Source organism: Nocardia sp. CDC153 (assembly GCF_035818515.1).
Classification (GTDB): Bacteria; Actinomycetota; Actinomycetes; order Mycobacteriales; family Mycobacteriaceae; genus Nocardia.
Map to the genome: position 1 here is coordinate 198,675 of NZ_JAYKYU010000004.1, position 15,881 is coordinate 214,555.

General features: G+C 68.3%; 20 protein-coding genes. 13 read left to right on the forward strand and 7 right to left on the reverse strand.

What is annotated here, in order from left to right:
* Nucleotides 1–97 precede the first annotated feature (97 nt).
* Complete coding sequence (locus VMT65_RS23415) at nt 98–802, forward strand: hypothetical protein (RefSeq protein ID WP_326310522.1); 705 nt, start codon at nt 98–100, stop codon at nt 800–802.
* 4 nt (nt 803–806) lie between these two features.
* On the opposite strand, the gene VMT65_RS23420 is transcribed toward VMT65_RS23415, so the two are convergent.
* Complete coding sequence (locus VMT65_RS23420; RefSeq protein WP_326310524.1) at nt 807–1,964, reverse strand: lipase family protein; 1,158 nt, start codon at nt 1,962–1,964, stop codon at nt 807–809.
* A 59-nt stretch (nt 1,965–2,023) separates the two neighbouring features.
* Nucleotides 2,024–2,947 carry a LysR family transcriptional regulator gene (locus VMT65_RS23425; protein WP_326310525.1) on the reverse strand — a complete coding sequence of 308 codons (924 nt, stop codon included), beginning with the start codon at nt 2,945–2,947 and terminating at the stop codon, nt 2,024–2,026.
* Between the two features lie 105 nt (nt 2,948–3,052).
* Between VMT65_RS23425 and VMT65_RS23430 the strand changes: the two genes are divergently transcribed.
* The 7 genes from VMT65_RS23430 (at nt 3,053) to VMT65_RS23460 (ending at nt 8,233) form a co-directional block, all read left to right on the forward strand.
* Nucleotides 3,053–3,883 carry an SDR family NAD(P)-dependent oxidoreductase gene (locus VMT65_RS23430; protein WP_326310526.1) on the forward strand — a complete coding sequence of 277 codons (831 nt, stop codon included), beginning with the start codon at nt 3,053–3,055 and terminating at the stop codon, nt 3,881–3,883.
* Between the two features lie 225 nt (nt 3,884–4,108).
* Nucleotides 4,109–4,552: a PaaI family thioesterase gene (locus VMT65_RS23435; RefSeq protein ID WP_326310527.1), complete on the forward strand. Its 444-nt coding sequence runs from the start codon at nt 4,109–4,111 to the stop codon at nt 4,550–4,552.
* Between the two features lie 103 nt (nt 4,553–4,655).
* A complete protein-coding gene (locus VMT65_RS23440; protein ID WP_326310528.1) occupies nt 4,656–4,958 on the forward strand; it encodes an urease subunit gamma in 303 nt (100 codons plus the stop codon).
* 17 nt (nt 4,959–4,975) lie between these two features.
* A complete protein-coding gene (locus tag VMT65_RS23445) occupies nt 4,976–5,365 on the forward strand; it encodes an urease subunit beta (RefSeq protein ID WP_326310529.1) in 390 nt (129 codons plus the stop codon).
* A complete protein-coding gene (locus VMT65_RS23450; protein WP_326310530.1) occupies nt 5,362–7,083 on the forward strand; it encodes an urease subunit alpha in 1,722 nt (573 codons plus the stop codon). The genes VMT65_RS23445 and VMT65_RS23450 overlap by 4 nt, the downstream gene beginning before the upstream one ends.
* A 92-nt stretch (nt 7,084–7,175) precedes the next feature.
* Nucleotides 7,176–7,847 (forward strand): O-methyltransferase, encoded by a 672-nt coding sequence (locus VMT65_RS23455; protein ID WP_326310531.1) that lies wholly within the window; start codon nt 7,176–7,178, stop codon nt 7,845–7,847.
* A gap of 116 nt (nt 7,848–7,963) precedes the next feature.
* Nucleotides 7,964–8,233, forward strand: a complete 270-nt coding sequence (locus VMT65_RS23460; protein WP_326310533.1) for a hypothetical protein — start codon at nt 7,964–7,966, stop codon at nt 8,231–8,233.
* A gap of 21 nt (nt 8,234–8,254) precedes the next feature.
* On the opposite strand, the gene VMT65_RS23465 is transcribed toward VMT65_RS23460, so the two are convergent.
* A complete protein-coding gene (locus tag VMT65_RS23465) occupies nt 8,255–8,803 on the reverse strand; it encodes a PadR family transcriptional regulator (protein ID WP_326310534.1) in 549 nt (182 codons plus the stop codon).
* 95 nt (nt 8,804–8,898) lie between these two features.
* Between VMT65_RS23465 and VMT65_RS23470 the strand changes: the two genes are divergently transcribed.
* Entirely contained in the window at nt 8,899–9,300 is a 402-nt protein-coding gene (locus VMT65_RS23470; protein WP_326311172.1) for a nuclear transport factor 2 family protein, read from the forward strand.
* A 4-nt stretch (nt 9,301–9,304) separates the two neighbouring features.
* Entirely contained in the window at nt 9,305–9,715 is a 411-nt protein-coding gene (locus VMT65_RS23475; RefSeq protein ID WP_326310535.1) for a YchJ family protein, read from the forward strand.
* A 304-nt stretch (nt 9,716–10,019) separates the two neighbouring features.
* Here the strand turns inward: VMT65_RS23475 and VMT65_RS23480 are convergent, their stop codons facing one another.
* Nucleotides 10,020–10,688, reverse strand: a complete 669-nt coding sequence (locus VMT65_RS23480) for a TetR/AcrR family transcriptional regulator (protein WP_326310536.1) — start codon at nt 10,686–10,688, stop codon at nt 10,020–10,022.
* Between the two features lie 112 nt (nt 10,689–10,800).
* Here VMT65_RS23480 and VMT65_RS23485 point away from each other — a divergent pair, with 112 nt between their 5' ends.
* Both VMT65_RS23485 and VMT65_RS23490 read left to right on the forward strand, forming a co-directional pair.
* The gene (locus tag VMT65_RS23485) at nt 10,801–12,261 is read left to right on the forward strand and encodes an MFS transporter (RefSeq protein WP_326310537.1); all 1,461 of its coding nucleotides are present in this window, start codon (nt 10,801–10,803) and stop codon (nt 12,259–12,261) included.
* Between the two features lie 27 nt (nt 12,262–12,288).
* Nucleotides 12,289–13,191, forward strand: a complete 903-nt coding sequence (locus VMT65_RS23490) for an SDR family NAD(P)-dependent oxidoreductase (RefSeq protein ID WP_326310538.1) — start codon at nt 12,289–12,291, stop codon at nt 13,189–13,191.
* On the opposite strand, the gene VMT65_RS23495 is transcribed toward VMT65_RS23490, so the two are convergent.
* From VMT65_RS23495 to VMT65_RS23505, 3 genes are all read right to left on the reverse strand, one after another.
* Complete coding sequence (locus VMT65_RS23495; protein ID WP_326310539.1) at nt 13,180–14,157, reverse strand: zinc-binding dehydrogenase; 978 nt, start codon at nt 14,155–14,157, stop codon at nt 13,180–13,182. The genes VMT65_RS23490 and VMT65_RS23495 overlap by 12 nt on opposite strands.
* 63 nt (nt 14,158–14,220) lie before the next feature.
* Nucleotides 14,221–15,102 carry a sigma-70 family RNA polymerase sigma factor gene (locus VMT65_RS23500; protein ID WP_326310540.1) on the reverse strand — a complete coding sequence of 294 codons (882 nt, stop codon included), beginning with the start codon at nt 15,100–15,102 and terminating at the stop codon, nt 14,221–14,223.
* A 1-nt stretch (nt 15,103) separates the two neighbouring features.
* Nucleotides 15,104–15,502, reverse strand: coding sequence for a VOC family protein (locus tag VMT65_RS23505; RefSeq protein WP_326310542.1), 399 nt, complete (start codon nt 15,500–15,502; stop codon nt 15,104–15,106).
* A 213-nt stretch (nt 15,503–15,715) separates the two neighbouring features.
* Between VMT65_RS23505 and VMT65_RS23510 the strand changes: the two genes are divergently transcribed.
* The gene (locus tag VMT65_RS23510; protein ID WP_326310543.1) at nt 15,716–15,859 is read left to right on the forward strand and encodes a hypothetical protein; all 144 of its coding nucleotides are present in this window, start codon (nt 15,716–15,718) and stop codon (nt 15,857–15,859) included.
* Nucleotides 15,860–15,881 lie beyond the last annotated feature (22 nt).

Genomic DNA, 15,881 nt, shown 5'->3' on the forward strand with positions numbered 1-15,881 from the left:
ATATGGTAACCCTAACCTATCTTCCGTTGCTCGTTGTTCACGCCTTGGCCGAACAGGCCCAGGCATTGGCCGAACAGTCGATGAATGAGGAGGTTCGATGCTCGAACCCGTAACCGTGTGCCCGCCGCGCGATTCCAGGCTCGCCTTCGGGTTGGCCTGCAACCGCCTGCGCGCCCTGCAACCCGAACACCCGCGCGTCTACGCCGTCGCGGCCATGGCTGATCAGGGCAAACGCCGGTGGTGGCGGCTCGCCGACGGGATCCGCGAGGGTCGCATCGAGGTGATGTACCGCCGGCACGCGGCGGAGATGAGCAATGCCGATATCGCCGCCGAGGTGGTCGCCACCGCTCTCATCCACGCGGTGGTCGGGCGCGTGCTGGCCATGGTGGTGTCGGAGGGGCGGGCCTGGGATCCGGGCCTGGAGAACCTGTGGATCCACACCGACAATGACGGCGGCATCGACTGGGCGGGTCTGTCCGACACCACGATTCGCGTGGTCGACGGCGACCTGCTGGCCGGGCAGGCCGGGGTGGTGGCGCTGCCCTGCGAGGCCGCCCTCTACGTCTGGCTCGCGCACCGCTGCATTCCCGCGCTCACCCTGGTCCAGGAGGCCATGACCCGCTGCGCGGGCTTGGGTGTGCGCCGCTTCTGGTCTCTGGTCGCCGAATCCGTGGTCGGGGCGGCCACCTATGTCCCGGCGCTGTCGCGCACCTCCTCTTCGGAGGGCGCGCGTCGCGGCCAGGCCATGCTGGCCGCGTTCGAGGATCGCGGTCTACCGGTCCGCCGGGCCTGCCTGCGCTGATAACTCAGTAGGGGCACGTCGACTGGAATGGCTTGTCGGCGAACAGGTCCGATATCCAGCCGAGCCATTGGTCGGCCACGGCGGTCGGTGCGTCGTGGCCGCCGGGCACGACCAGATCGTGCACCGGGGTGCCGAGGGTGCACATGTCGGTGACAGCGGCATTGGACCAGGCGGTGTCGACCAGTTTGTCGGCGTCGCCGCGGGCGATGTAGGTGTGGAATTTGGTCGCGGTCTTCGGCAGGTTGGTGCGGGTCTGCAGATCGTTGAACGGCTGGGCCGCGGCCTCGTCCACGAAGTGGACCTCGTCGGGCGTGCCCGCCATGGCGACCGAGAGTTCCTCGGATGTCACCTGACCGGTGCACTGGGATTCCACGCGCGGTGCGATGGTGAGCAGATCACCGTGGATCACCTGGTCGTAGGCGTAGTCCGGGTGTGAGTAGCGCACGGCTGCAACGAGATACGGCAGGATCAAGTACTGGTCCGGGGTGTTGAGGCTGTGATCGGTGACGGTATCGGCGAATTGCAGTTCCAGGGCGGGGGAGAGCAGGACAACGCCGTGGATATGCAATTCCGGCGCATAGGCTTTCGCGGTCTCGGCGGCCGATTCGGCGGCGCGCCCACCCTGAGAAGCGCCGACCAGCACGGTATCCGAGGCCAGCGGCAGACCGGTGGCATGCGCGGCACGGACCGAATCGAGCACGTCGTAACCGGACGACGGCGTGTCCAAATACGGAGCGTCGCCCGGGCCGTCGAGACCCTGATAGTTGGTCATGACCACCGCGCGATGCCCCGCCAGCAGCTGTTCGACCGCGGGCGCGGACCCGAACAGCGTCGGCGAATTCGTCGGCGCGCACGCGCTCACCACACCGGAAGTGCCGTGCGCGAAGGCGATCACGGGCCAGCCGCCGCTCGGCGCCTGACCCTGCGGCAGGAACACCGCGCCCGACACCTCGATCGGCTTTCCGGCCGGAGAGGTCGATTGGTAGCGGATGTAGGTGGCGGAGGACGCCGCGGCGCTGAGCGCCGGATCCATCCCGGTCAGCGCCCGTTTGGTCACCAGCGTCCCGGGCGAATCCGGTTTCGACGCGGGCGTGTCCGTGGACGAGTCGCACCCGCCGAGCAGCAGGACCGCCAGTACGGGAAGAACGATTCCTGCTCGCACGCTTGCTCCTTCAGGGGGATACAGCACCGGCCAGCATCGATCCTCTCCAACATAGCCGCTCAGTCGTTCGCGTCCCGCACGGCTTCGACCGCCAGGGTGCGAAGCGTGTCGGCCACGCGGGCCACCGGCTCGGGGAGCGGTCCGGGCAGCCGCGCCAGCAGCAGGCGGCGATGCTCGGACGGTCCACCGCGCACCGGCAGGACTCGGACGCCGGGCGGGCACGCCGGGACGAGACTGGCCGGGATCGTGGTGATTCCGCATCCGGCCGCGACCAGGCGGAGTTTCGCCAGCCAATCGCGCACGGTGTGGGCGATGACCGGACGTTCGTCGAGGCCCGGCCAGACGCCCATCGACGTGTCGTCGCCCGGTCCGGCGATCCAGGATTGGCCGCGCAGATCGACGACATCGATGTGCTCGCCGCGCGCCAGGGGATGATCCGACGGCACGGCGACGCGCAGGCTGCGCTCGATCAGCACCTGCACCCGCAGCGCCGGGGTCTCGGCATCGAGGGGCCGGTAGGGCGGCACGGACGAGACCAGCGCCAGATCGAGGGTGCCGGCCCGCAGGGCCCGCACCAGCGCGGGCGTCGCGCCCTCGCGGCCGATGACGGTGATGCCGGGGTGGGTCTGCCGCAGTCGGGCCAGCGTAGGCGGCACCAGCGCGGCCCCGGCGCTGGCGAACCAACCCAGCCGCACGGTCGCCCGGTCCTCGGGAATGCCCGCCAATTCTCTTGCGGTGGCGTCGATCTGGTCGACCACCGCCGACGCCCGCCGCGCCACGATCCGCCCCGCGGGCGTCAGCCGCACCCCATCGTGCCGTCGTTCCATCAACGGTGTCCCGGCCGCCCGTTCCAAGGCCGCGATCTGCCGCGACACCGCCGACTGGGTATAGCCGAGCGCCGCGGCCGCCGCGGTGAGGGTGCCCCGTTCCGCCACTTCGCGGAACACGCGCAGCGCGGTCAGGGACGCATCGTTGAAGGCCATGACAATTACGCATACCACCCGTGATGATCTCTCGCTGCCCACATGGCTCGGGGACTCCTAGCGTGAGGGAATGAGCTTGTCGTACCCCATGATCGGAGGCCCGCGATGACCAGGGTCGCACTCGTCACCGGAGCCACCCAGGGCCTGGGACTGGCCCTCGCCGAGGGGCTCGCCCAACGCCTGGGCCCCGACGACGTCGTCTACCTCACCGGTCGCGATCTGACCCGCGTCACCGAGGCGGTCGCCGCGCTGCCCGCGGGCGGGGCCCGGGTCCGGGGTGAGGTCTTCGATGTCGCCGACCCGACGGCCGCGGAACGCCTTGCCGCACAGCTGAAGTCCCGTCACGGCGGCGTGGACATCGTCTTCGGCAACGCCTACCACCGCGTCGGCCCCGACGACGACCCACGCCAGATCATCGGAGAGTACGTGGAGGTCAACAACTTCGGCACCACCCGGCTGCTGCGCGCCTTCGCCCCGATCCTGCGCGACCACGCCCGGCTGCTCATCGTCGCGAGCACGCTGGGCACCCTCCACTATCTGGCCCCCGTCCTGCACGACCGATTCGACGGCCTCGACTCCCTCGACGAGGTGGACCGCCAGACGGCGGCGTGGCGCGATGCGGTGGCCGACGGCACCGCCCGCTCGGGACACTGGCCCGGCTTCGTCAATATCCCCTCCAAGATCGCCCAGGTCGCGGCCGTCCGCGCCTTGGCCGCCCAGCGCCACGAATCCGATCGCGCCCGAGGCATTCTCCTGGCCGCCCTATGCCCCGGCATGATCAACACCCCCACCTCGGCCCTGTGGTGGAACGTCGCGGACGCGCCGACCCCCGCGCAAGCCGCCGTCGCCCCACTGAACCTGGCCCTCGATCCGATCGACCCGACCCATTACGGCCAGCTCGTCCGAGCCGGCAAGGTCCTGCCGTGGTCGCCGTAAGGTTCTCGCCCTCAGCGGAGGGTTGGGGTCGTGGACACCCTACTGAGTCGATTCCGCGCTGTCGCTTGATTTGTTAGGTAAGCCTGACCTACACTCGTGATCGGCGTCAGGGCCGAGCGAGTATCCGGAGGGCTGCCGTGATCCCCGGTCCACTGCCGCGGCGGGCTTCCCCTATTGGGGGAGCCCGCCGCTTCGTATCAAGATCCCGCGTGCGAACGTGGAGTCATGAGTGACGACTTCTCCGCGGTCAAGTCTCTGGCCGATGTGACGCCCGAGTTGATGAACAAGCTCAGCGAAGGGACGTTCACCGATCTGCTCGGACTGAAGTTCACCGAGCTGAGCGGCGACGGGGTGACGGCCGAGTGGGTGGTGACGCCGCAGCAGTTCCAACCGGCCGGAATCGTGAACGGCGGCGTGTACTGCACGGTCATCGAGACCCTCGCCAGTGTGGCGGCGGGCGCGTGGCTGGGGGAGCGCGGAACCGTTGTCGGCGTGAACAACAACACCGATTTCCTGCGCGCGGTGCGCGAGGGCAAGCTCACCGGTGTGTCGACGCCGATTCACCGCGGGCGCTCGCAGCAGCTGTGGGTCGTGGTGATCACCGACGAGCAGGGGCGCACGGTGGCGCGCGGTCAGGTGCGACTGCAGAACCTGTACGCGCAGAACTGAAATCGGGCGAACCGAAAGGTCTGCTGCCGTCGAAACATGCTGGTAACGCGGGTCGTGCCAGAATGGCCGACGATCCGTCCCCGCGATTGCACGAGGAGTCCGAATGCGATTGTCGCCGCACGAGCAGGAGCGCCTGCTGCTGAGTTACGCGGCCGAACTGGCCCGGCGGCGACAGGCTCGCGGACTCAAACTCAATCACCCCGAGGCGATCGCGATCATCACCGATCACGTGCTGGAGGGTGCGCGCGACGGGCGCACCGTCGCCGAGCTGATGGCCTCGGGTCGCACCGTGCTCACCCGCGACGACGTCATGGACGGCATCCCGGAGATGATCCACGACGTCCAGGTGGAGGCCACCTTCCCCGACGGCACCAAGCTCGTCACCGTCCACCACCCGATCGGATGACGCGCATGCCGAACCCAATGCAACCTCCGCAAGCTCCGGTTGTGCCTGGCGAATACCTCTGTGCCGAGGGCACGATCAGCCTCAACGAGGGGGCGGACCGCATCGAACTGGATGTGGTCAATACCGGCGACCGGCCCGTCCAGGTCGGCTCGCACGTGCACTTTCCGCAGGCCAACTCCGCGCTCGACTTCGATCGGGAGGCCGCGCACGGCCGCCGCCTCGATATTCCCGCCGGGACCGCGGTGCGCTTCGAACCCGGTCTGGCCCAGCGGGTTTCGCTGGTCCCGCTGGGCGGCACCCGGGAGGTCTACGGCATCAGCCTCAATGCCCCCGGGCCCCTGGACATCCCACCGCCGCCCGGTTGGTCGGCATCCACCGAACGCGGAATCATGGACGGCACGCTATGAGTGAACTGAGTCGCGCCCGCTACGCCGAGCTGTTCGGGCCCACCGTCGGCGACCGTATCCGCCTGGCGGACACCGACCTGCTGATCGAGATCACCGAGGACCGTTGCGGCGGACCGGGTCTCGCCGGTGACGAGGCCGTCTTCGGCGGCGGCAAGGTGCTGCGCGAATCCATGGGCCAGGCCCGCGCCACCCGCGCCGAGGGCACCCCCGACACCGTCATCACCGGCGTGGTGATCGTCGATCACTGGGGAATCATCAAGGCCGACATCGGCATTCGCGACGGTCGCATCACCGCCATCGGCAAGGCCGGTAATCCGGACACCATGAGTGGCGTGCACCCGGATCTCGTGGTCGGGCCCTCGACCGAGATCATCGCGGGCAATGGCCGCATCGTCACCGCGGGCGCGATCGACTGCCACGTGCACTTCATCTGCCCGCAGATCCTCGACGAGGCCATGGCGGGCGGCATCACCACCCTCATCGGCGGCGGCACCGGCCCCGCCGAGGGCTCCAAGGCCACCACCGTCACCCCGGGCGCGTGGCATCTGGCGCGCATGCTGGAGGCCACCGATGCCTGGCCGGTGAACATCCTGCTGCTGGGCAAGGGCAACACGGTGCGCGAGGACGCACTGTGGGAGCAATTGCGCGGCGGCGCGGGCGGTTTCAAGCTGCACGAGGACTGGGGCACCACCCCGGCCGCCATCGACCACTGCCTGAATGTCGCCGACGCCTCGGGCGTGCAGGTGGCGTTGCACTCGGACACGTTGAACGAGGCCGGATTCGTGGAGGACACGCTGGCCGCCATTCGCGGTCGGGCCATCCACTCGTATCACACCGAGGGCGCGGGCGGCGGCCACGCGCCCGACATCATCACCGTCGCCTCGCATCTCAATGTGCTGCCCAGTTCCACCAATCCGACCCGACCGCACACCGTCAACACCCTCGACGAGCATCTGGACATGCTCATGGTGTGCCATCACCTGAGCCCGTCCATCCCGGAGGATCTCGCCTTCGCGGAGAGCCGGATTCGGCCCTCGACGATTGCCGCCGAGGATCTGCTGCACGATCTGGGCGCGATCTCCATGATCGGCTCCGACGCGCAGGCCATGGGCCGCATCGGCGAGGTGGTCATGCGCACCTGGCAGACCGCCCACGTCATGAAGCGCCGCCGCGGCGCGCTGCCCGGCGACGGTGCCGCCGACAACAATCGGGTGCGGCGCTACGTCGCGAAATACACCATCTGCCCGGCGGTTACGCACGGGCTGGACGCGGAGATCGGGTCCGTCGAGGTCGGCAAGCTCGCCGATCTAGTGCTGTGGGAGCCCGCCTTCTTCGGTGTGCGCCCGCACGCGGTCCTCAAGGGCGGCGCGATCGCCTGGGCCGCCATGGGCGACGCCAACGCCTCGATTCCCACCCCGCAGCCGGTGCTGCCGCGGCCCATGTTCGGTGCCGCGCCGAGCGTCGCGGCGGGCACCTCCCTGCACTTCGTCTCCGAACAGGCCATCGAGGACGGCCTGGCCGATCGCCTGCGCGTGAATCGAAAGCTGGTCCCCGTGGCCAATGTTCGCCGACGCACCAAGGCCGACCTGCCCAACAACGAGGCCATGCCGCGCATCGAAGTCGAGCCCGACACCTTCACCGTCCGCATCGACGGCGAGGTCTGGGCCGAACAGCCAGCCACCGAACTCCCCATGGCACAGCGCTATTTCCTGTTCTGAGCCTCGATGCCGCCGGGGCGGGCGCTGTGCCGAATCTCTCGCCGTGAGCGCAATGGTGGGAGCGGAGGCACAGCGGTGGCAGACTCGGCGTCATGACGACTGCCGACTGGGCCGAAGTTGATCGCTATCTGGTCGAAACCCTCGTGGGGCACGGGGATTCGGCCACGCTGGACGCCAATGCGGCGGCGGGGTTGCCCGCCATCGATGTGTCGCCGCCGCAGGGCAAGTTTCTGTATTTGATCGCCACGTCCGCGCGGGCGCGGCGGGTGCTGGAGATCGGCACGCTGGGCGGGTACAGCACGACGTGGTTGGCTCGGGCGGTGGGGAAGTCCGGCCAGGTGGTGACGCTCGAATTCGAGCCGAAGCACGCGGAAGTGGCTCGGGAGAATCTGGACCGGGCGGGTGTGGGTGAGCGGGTGGAGATCCGCGTGGGCGCGGCACTGGATTCGCTGCCGGTGCTCGCCGAAGAGGGGCCCGAGCCGTTCGATCTGGTGTTCATCGACGCCGACAAGGTCAACAACTCGAATTACGTGCGGTGGGCATTGCGGCTGACGCGGCCCGGGTCGGTGATCATCGTCGACAATGTGGTGCGCAATGGCGGTATCGCGGACGCGGATTCGCGCGATGCGGCGGTGCGGGCCAGCCGGGAGGTCATCGAATTGATCGGCGCCGAGCCGCGATTGGACGGGACCGTGTTGCAGACCGTGGGCAGCAAGGGCTGGGACGGATTCATCTACGCGGTTGTCGTGGGCGACGACGACTGAGTCGGACGTCACTCACGCGGGGTGAGCTGGGCATATCGTGTCCAGCCCACCCGATTCGCGTTGTTTGCTGAATGATTGCCTCGCATTTGGGCGAGTGGGTCAATACGGTCGTACCAATGAGCGAACCGTACGGCCCGACCTTCCCGTCGCCCGCTTTCATGGCACCCCGGGAGCCCAATGAGAAACCGGGTGTCGTCGAGCGGGTTCGTCAGGGCGTCCTCGTGGTTGCTCCGGTCGCCGCGCTGTTCATGATGGTCGGCGTGCTCGCGGTCGTCATGTATCGCGGCGAGCATTCACACAGTGTCGACTCCGACAAGGATCAGCGCGCCCAGGTATCGACCTCGGCCTCGATCGTTCCGGCCCTGCCGGTCGAGCGCGCATCGTAGCGTCCTGTCGGGCAATCGGTTTCAGGATCCGGGCGATTGCTCCGGATTCGCCGCTAGTTCCTCCCAGTAGTCCACATACGCCTGTTCGTGCATGATGCCCAGGCGCAGGACCCGGCCGCGCGAGACCGCGCGCTCGCTGTCGTTCGGGTCGATCTGGGCGTAGAGCTCGCGATACAGGTCCAGCCAACGGCGGTGCTCCTCGGCCTGATTGCGGGCCAGGGCCACCACATCACCGGGAGCGCCGAGATCGGCGAAGAACAGCTTCAATTGCGCAGGGTCGCGGGTCTCCGGCTGGGGTGCGGTCGGGTCGCCGAGCCAGCGGGTGAGTTCGGCCCGGCCCGCCTCGGTGAGGTGGAAGACGCGGCGACGGCGTCCGCCTTCCTCGGCTTCCTCGCGCAGCAGTCCCTGCTCGGCCAATCGCGGCGGCACGCGGTAGAGCTGCGCGTGCGGGATGGGCCAGAACTTGTCGACGCTCTCCTCCAGGCGGACCTTCAGGTCGTAGGGGGTCAGCGGCCCGTGCCGGGCGATGAGCCCGAGCACAATGTGGTCCTGGGGACCGAGTTCGGCCATGCCGCACTCCCTTTCGCTCGCATCCGGTTGACACGGTATCAATGAGACTATACCGTTGCCCGGGTAACAGTATCAATGAGACTATAGGAGTGACGATGCGGGACTTCGGCATCGAGCTGTACGAACGCTGGGCTGCCATCTGGAACCGGGAACTTCCGGTCGAGGACGTCATGGCCCCGGAATTCACGCTGCGCTACGCACAACCGGGCGCCAGCGTCTACGACGACATTCACGATCCGGCCGCCTTCGCCGAGCAGATCGAGCTGTTCCACAAGCAGATTCCCGGGCTGGTGTTCGCCCCGCAGGGCGTGCCGGTCATCGACATGGACGAGACCGGCACCGGGCTGGTGGCCCAGCCCTACGGCGTGACGATCACCCGGCCCGGTGAGAAGGTGGTCGAGCTGAGCGGGACCGATATCCTGCGCGCCGAGAACGGCCGGATCGTCGAGGTGTGGTCGGTGTCCGGCGGACTCGGCGGGCGCAGCTTCTACGCTTAGCGCCATGTCGAAGCGTCGCCGAGCCCAGCCGATTCCCCAGGATTGCCCGTGCGGACTGCCCGCGACCTACGCGGACTGCTGCGGGCGGCTGCATCGGGGCGAGGCACAGGCGACCACAGCCGAACAGCTCATGCGATCGCGCTTCAGCGCCTTCGCCATGCACGACGAGGACTATCTACTGCGCAGCTGGGACCCCCGAACCCGGCCCGCCGACGTGGATTTCGACCCGGCCCTGCACTGGGACCGGCTCGAAATCCTCGGTGCGACCGGCGGCGGACCCTTCCACACCGAGGGCACGGTGGAATTCCGGGCCCACTATCGGGTCCACGGCGCGGCGGGCGAGCTGCACGAGAACAGTCGCTTCCGCCGCGACCAAGGAGCCTGGGTCTACCTCGACGGCGACATCCGAAACTGAACGGCCGCGGCCTGGCCGATCGGCTCGCGTCTGCTGGACTTGTGGCGGATGCGAGGCCGCATCGATCGGCTCGTACCGGCCGGATCTCTGGCCGATGCGACGCCCGCGACGTGGAGAGGCGACATGGTCGTCGTTGCGTGGCAGCGCGGTGCCGCGGCCGGGGTGGGACCGAGAATGCCTGTCGTGCAATCCAATCGGCGCGGCACGCGGCGTATGCATGCATAGAGCGCGGACTTGCAGTGCCTGCAATGCTGCGGGCGACGCCTGACGGGACGACTCCGAGCGCGTGACGAATCGGTGCCGATCAGCGGGCGGCGCGGGACTCGAAGCCGTCGCAGAGGTCGGCGAGGCCGGATTCGAGGAGGTGCTCGGGGGTGAGAAGGGTCAGGTCGCCCGAGCCTTCGAGGGGAGCGAGGGCGGAGGGGGTGGGCCAGTGCGGATCGCCGTCGAGGAGGGCGGTGAGGCCGGAGCGTTCGTCGGCATTGCTGTCGCGGCCCGGCAGCAGTCGGGCGCTGACCTCCTGCAGGGCGACCCCGGCGATATAGCTCCAGACCGACAGTGACATGCGGGTGGCCTCGCGGGTGTCCACGCCGAGTTCGGTGAAGCCCTCGACCAGCCAGCTCAGCACGATGAGGCTGTGTTCGCCGAAGTTGTAGCGCGGGACCGCGAAGGTGAACAGCACCCAGGGATGTTCCTGGTACAGCCGCCAATCCACCTCGGCGGCAATGCGCACGCGATCGCGCCAGGTCCAGTTCTGGCCGTCGGCCGGGGGATAGGGATTGCGACGGGAGACCTCGTCGGTCATGGCGGCCAGCAGTGTGTCCTTGTTGGGGACGTGCCGGTAGAGCGACATGGCCCCGGCATTCATGCGCTCGGCGATGCGACGCATGGACAGGGCGTCGAGTCCGGACTCGTCGGCCAGCGTGATGGCGGTGTCCACAATGGCGGCCCGGGTGAGCTTGGCCTCGGTCATCGGACGAATTCTTCCCTTCCCGCACCGGTTATGCGTACACTGTACCCTTGTTGCGCGTACGTCGTACGCGTGAATCTCGATTCCAGCCCGCGATCAGCCCGAAGGATAGGTCATGACGAGTACCCTCGCGCGTCCCGACGCGAAGACGCCGCGCCGTGCCTGGGCCGGTCTGGCGGTACTGCTGCTGCCGGTACTGCTGGTCTCGATGGACATGTCGGTGCTGTACCTGGCCATGCCGACGCTCACCCAGAGCCTGGATCCGTCTGCCACGCAGCAGCTCTGGATCCTCGACATCTACGGGTTCATGATCGCGGGCCTGCTCATCACCATGGGCAATCTGGGTGACCGGATCGGGCGGCGCAACATCCTGCTCGCCGGTGCCACCGTGTTCGGAATCGCCTCGGTGCTGGCCGCTTTCGCCCCGAGCGCGGGCGTGCTCATCGCGGCGCGGGCGCTCATGGGCGTGGGCGGCGCGACGCTGCTGCCATCGAGCCTGGCGCTGATCTCCACGCTGTTCCCCAACGATCGGGCCCGGGCCACCGCCATCGGCGTGTGGACGGCGTTCTTCGCGGGCGGGTCGGCGGTCGGGCCGATCATCGGCGGCGTGCTGCTGCACCACTACTGGTGGGGTTCGGTGTTCCTGATCAATACGCCGGTACTGGTGGTGCTGTTGGTCTTCGGACCGCTGCTGCTGCCCGAGCATCGCGCGGCCGGGCGCGGACCCCTCGATTGGGTGAGCGTGCTGCTGTCCATCGGCGGCATCCTGCCCATCATCTACGCCATCAAGCATTGCGCGGCCGAGGGATTCGACCTACCCGCGATCGGCATCGGCATTATCGGTGTGCTGCTGCTGACCGCGTTCATCCGCCGCCAGCGGCACCTGGCCGAACCGCTGCTGGATCTGAGCCTGTTCCGCCGCGGGCTGTTCTCGGTGGCGATCGGCTCCAGTACGGTCGGCATGCTGTCGCTGGCCGGTATGAGCTACCTGACCAGCATGTACCTGCAATCGGTGACCGGCCGCGACGCGCTGCAGTCGGCGCTGCTCGGGATTCCGAGTGCCGTGGTGGTGTTCGTGTTCTCCATGAGCGGTGCGCGCATCGGACGCAAGCTGGGCACCAAGACCACCTTCGTGCTGGCTTTGAGCATGGCCTCGCTGGGCAACCTCCTGCTGCTCGGGGTCGGGGTGGACGGTGGAGTCGGTTGGTACATCGCGGGTTCCGTGGTGGCGGGCATCGGTTTCGGTATCGCGTTCACGCTGGTCTCCGAGGTGTCGGTGTCCTCGGTGCCGCCGGAGCGGGCCGGGTCGGCGGTCGGCATCTCCGAGACCAGCTTCGAACTCGGCAACGGTCTGGGTCTGGCGCTGCTGGGCTCCCTCGCCGCGCTGGTGTTCCGGTCCGGCGGGAACTTCGCGCCCACGCTGGGGGAGACCATCAATGACGCGGGAGACAATGCGGCGCTGATCGACTCGGCGCGCGAATCCTTCGTCACCGGCATGCATGTGGCGACCACGACCGGCGCGGTGCTGCTCGCCGGGATGGCGGTGGTGGCCTTCTTCGCCAAGCCTCGATCGTGAACCAGCGGTGGGGCTACCCTCGAAACCGTGGCCGAGCACGACGCCCCGAACACCGCCGACCAGGCCGGGTCCAATGGCCGTCCGTTGGCGGAACGCGTGGCGACCAAGATCTTCTATCCGACCTCCCGTCCGCGGGCGAAAGCCTTGCGCGAGGCCGTCTCCGACGCGGTGGTGTTGGTGACCGGCGCCTCCCACGGCATCGGCAAGGCGGCGGCCAAGAAGCTGGCCGGGGCGGGTGCGACGGTGCTGCTGGTCGCGCGCTCACAGGAGGATCTGGACGCCGTGGCCGCCGATATCCGGGAGGCGGGCGGCACGGCCTTCGTGTACAGCGCGGACATCACCGAATTCGACGCGGTCGAGAAGCTCGGCCGCGCCCTGCTGACCGAGCACGGCCGGGTCGATGTGGTGGTCAATAACGCGGGCCACTCGATTCGGCGACCGCTGGACGAATCCTATGACCGCTTCCACGATTTCACCCGGACCATCGACGTCAACTATCTCGGCCCGGTGCGCCTGCTGCTGACCTTGCTGCCGAGCATGCGGGAACGCGGCCGCGGGCACATCGTCAATATCTCCACCTGGGGTTTGCGCATGCCGCCCGCGCCACGCTGGTCGGCCTACGGTGCGTCCAAGGGCGCCTTCGACATCTGGTTGCGGACCGTGGCCACGGAGATCGCGGCCGACGGCGTCACCACCACCTCGGTGTACATGCCGTTGGTCCACACTCGCATGAGCGCACCCACCGACTTCTCCGGCGTTCCCGGCCTCACCGCCGACGAGGCCGCCAATCTCATCTGCCATGCCGTCGTCGCGCGGCCCCTCGAGATCTCGCCGTGGTGGACCGGGCCGGTCCAGGCCTGGACGGATCTGCGCCGAGGCGCCGCACAACGGTTCATGGAACGCGGATTCGGCCGCCGGTCAGGGGATTAGCACCACCTTCCCGGTGGTCTCCCGATGCTCGAGGGCACGGTGCGCCGCGGCGGCCTCCGCCAGCGGGAAGCGGTGCACCGCGGGGCGTAGTCGCCCGGCCGCGGTTTCCGCGAGCGCGCGAGTTTCCAAGGCGCGCAAGCCGCCCGCCCGTTCCAGCATCTGCGCACCCAGCACCGTCTGTGAGGTCACACCCCGTTCCGCCAGCTCGTGCTCGTTGAACTCGACCTGGCCGCCGGACCAGCCGAACACCAGCCGCACGCCGCCCTTGCCGAGCAGATCGACACCGGCCCGGGCGATCTCACCGCCGACACCGTCGAACAGTAGGGTGGCGGGTCGCTCCCCGTACCGCGCCCGGACGGCATCCGGCCACGATGGATCCAGATAGTCCAGCGCCAGATCCGCGCCGTTCTCGAAGACCTGGTCGGCCTTGGCCTTCCCGCCCGCGAGCCCGATGACGGTCGCCCGGGCGGCGGCGAGATACTGCACCAGCAGGGTCCCGATGCCACCCGCCGCCGATGGCACAATGGCCACGGTCTCCGGACCGATCTCGGCGAACCCGAGAATTCCCAGGGCCGTTCGCCCCGTCCCGATCATGGCGACCGCGGCTCCCGCGTCCACCCCGTCTGGAATCTCGTGCAGCCGTTCGGCTTCGGTCACCGTCAGCTCGGCGTACCCGCCGGGCGCCTGCCCGATATGGGCGACGACCCGGCGACCCACCCAACTCTCCTCGACACCGGCCCCGACCCGGTCGACGGTCCCCGCCACCTCGCGTCCGGGAATCGTCGGTAACTTCGGCAAGGGCATCGGCCCGCCCGCGACCCCGCGCCGCAGTGCGGTATCCAGCAGGTGTACCCCCGCCGCCGCCACCGCTATCCGCACCTGCCCCGCACCCGGCTCCGGATCCGCCACCGTCTCGTACCGCAGATTCTCCGCAGCCCCGAACTCATGAAGTCGAATGGCACGCACAACAACTCCTCCACCTCGTCAACGAACACTGCCCCCACCCTGCAACCTCAACATTGGTTCAAGTCAAGCGGAGCCGAGCCGCCCCGGTAGATCCATCGCGGCGAGCCTGGCCGGGTCGGCGATGATGGTCAGGGCGGTGATGCGGTGGTGGGTGACCGAGAACGAGCTCAGTGATAGCGGGGTGCCGTCTTCGCGCCAGGCGAGGTAGCCGGGAAGACCGTCGACCAGGACCGGCTGGTGGTGCGAGACCTCGCCGGAGAACATGCGGGCGCGCGAGGCCACCTCGGTGGCGCCGAGGGTGACGAAGCTGCCGCTCGGGGTCTCGACCGTCAGTTTGACCTCGGGATCGAGGACGCGGAGCAATGCCTCGAAATCGCCGCGCAGCGCGGCGCGGCGGAAGGCAAGGGCCACCTCGCGTTGCTCACGCCCGGAGCCCGTCGGCCGGTCGGTGGAGCGCACCTTGCGGCGGGCGCGGCTGGCGATCATCTTCGTCGCATCGGGGGATTTGCCCAGGATCTGGCCGATTTCGGCGAAGGGCACCCCGAACATGTCGTGCAGGACGAACGCCAGCCGCTCACTCGGCGCGAGCGAATCCAGCACCACCAGCAACGCCAGGCCGACCGAATCGGCCAGTGCCACATGGTCGGGAGGTTCGGGCGCGTCGTCGACAATGAGGATGTCGGATATCCCCTCCTCGTAGGACAATTCGGATCGCGTGCTGCGAGAGCGCAACAGATCCAAGCTGATTCGCCCGACCACCGTGGTCAGCCACCCCGTGAGATTCTCGATGGCCAACCCGTCGTGGCGGGCCAAGCGCATCCACGCTTCCTGGACCACGTCCTCGGCGTCGGCATGGGAGCCGAGCATGCGGAAGGCGACCGCCCGCAGCCGCTCCCGCTGATCCTCGAACGCCTCGGTCACCAGGTTCCCCGGCCTGGTCGGCATGTCATCCCCTTCCATTGCGCTGCTGGCGCAGCGAGATTCGATTGCCATCGGGATCCACCGCCTCGATCCGGACCCCGAACGGATAGTCCACCGGCGCCTCCTCGAGGAAGGTGACACCGCGCTCGCGCAGGATCTCGACATCGCGGCGCAGGTTCTTGGACTCGAGAATGATCGGCCCGGGTGCGGCGATCTCTTCGGCCGCGACCGGTTGGCCCGCCGCGGATTCATGCGACCACAGGATGATCTCGATCGGGCTCCCGGGCGTCTTGACCGTGAGAAATCGGCCGTCCGGCCCGGAATGGTCGGCATGCTTCTCCAGACCGAGCCCGTCGGTATAGAACTTCAGGGCGCGATCCTGATCGGTGACATACACGGTCACGTACAGAACATTGGTCAGCACGAGGGTCTCCATTCGTCGGTGTCCGCGACCTCGGTGTTTCGGTCGTCGCTTATATGACGAACGGGCGCGTGAAAAGGTAACCGCCGAACCAGAACCGGCCGTGTCGAACCAGCGCTGCCGTGCTGTCGCCTCTGCGCTGCCAGTACCCTATTGCCCTGTGGCGCATGCGAATCCGGGTCTTCTACGGTGGGTGGCGAGTGTCGGGAGTCAGCGGTGAAGCGCCTACTTTTTCTCATCCTCGCGATCGTGGTGGCGGGATCGACCTTCGATTACGGTCGGTCGGCGGGCCACCTGGGGGTTGTGGTGGTGGCGGGTGTCGTGGTCTCGCTGCTGTTCATTGCCAAGGCCGTGGAATAGTTCGTCGGGGGGCACACTGGTG

What these genes read in the sequence shown, in the direction of transcription:
- VMT65_RS23435 (WP_326310527.1), top strand. Translation starts at nt 4,109, where the DNA reads ATGAGTGACGACTTCTCCGCGGTCAAGTCTCTGGCCGATGTGACGCCC.
- VMT65_RS23430 (WP_326310526.1), top strand. Translation starts at nt 3,053, where the DNA reads ATGACCAGGGTCGCACTCGTCACCGGAGCCACCCAGGGCCTGGGACTG.
- VMT65_RS23445 (WP_326310529.1), top strand. Translation starts at nt 4,976, where the DNA reads ATGCAACCTCCGCAAGCTCCGGTTGTGCCTGGCGAATACCTCTGTGCC.
- VMT65_RS23480 (WP_326310536.1), bottom strand. Translation starts at nt 10,688, where the DNA reads ATGACCGAGGCCAAGCTCACCCGGGCCGCCATTGTGGACACCGCCATC.
- VMT65_RS23415 (WP_326310522.1), top strand. Translation starts at nt 98, where the DNA reads ATGCTCGAACCCGTAACCGTGTGCCCGCCGCGCGATTCCAGGCTCGCC.
- VMT65_RS23475 (WP_326310535.1), top strand. Translation starts at nt 9,305, where the DNA reads ATGTCGAAGCGTCGCCGAGCCCAGCCGATTCCCCAGGATTGCCCGTGC.
- VMT65_RS23425 (WP_326310525.1), bottom strand. Translation starts at nt 2,947, where the DNA reads ATGGCCTTCAACGATGCGTCCCTGACCGCGCTGCGCGTGTTCCGCGAA.
- VMT65_RS23450 (WP_326310530.1), top strand. Translation starts at nt 5,362, where the DNA reads ATGAGTGAACTGAGTCGCGCCCGCTACGCCGAGCTGTTCGGGCCCACC.
- VMT65_RS23440 (WP_326310528.1), top strand. Translation starts at nt 4,656, where the DNA reads ATGCGATTGTCGCCGCACGAGCAGGAGCGCCTGCTGCTGAGTTACGCG.
- VMT65_RS23470 (WP_326311172.1), top strand. Translation starts at nt 8,899, where the DNA reads ATGCGGGACTTCGGCATCGAGCTGTACGAACGCTGGGCTGCCATCTGG.
- VMT65_RS23460 (WP_326310533.1), top strand. Translation starts at nt 7,964, where the DNA reads ATGAGCGAACCGTACGGCCCGACCTTCCCGTCGCCCGCTTTCATGGCA.
- VMT65_RS23465 (WP_326310534.1), bottom strand. Translation starts at nt 8,803, where the DNA reads ATGGCCGAACTCGGTCCCCAGGACCACATTGTGCTCGGGCTCATCGCC.
- VMT65_RS23485 (WP_326310537.1), top strand. Translation starts at nt 10,801, where the DNA reads ATGACGAGTACCCTCGCGCGTCCCGACGCGAAGACGCCGCGCCGTGCC.
- VMT65_RS23500 (WP_326310540.1), bottom strand. Translation starts at nt 15,102, where the DNA reads ATGCCGACCAGGCCGGGGAACCTGGTGACCGAGGCGTTCGAGGATCAG.
- VMT65_RS23455 (WP_326310531.1), top strand. Translation starts at nt 7,176, where the DNA reads ATGACGACTGCCGACTGGGCCGAAGTTGATCGCTATCTGGTCGAAACC.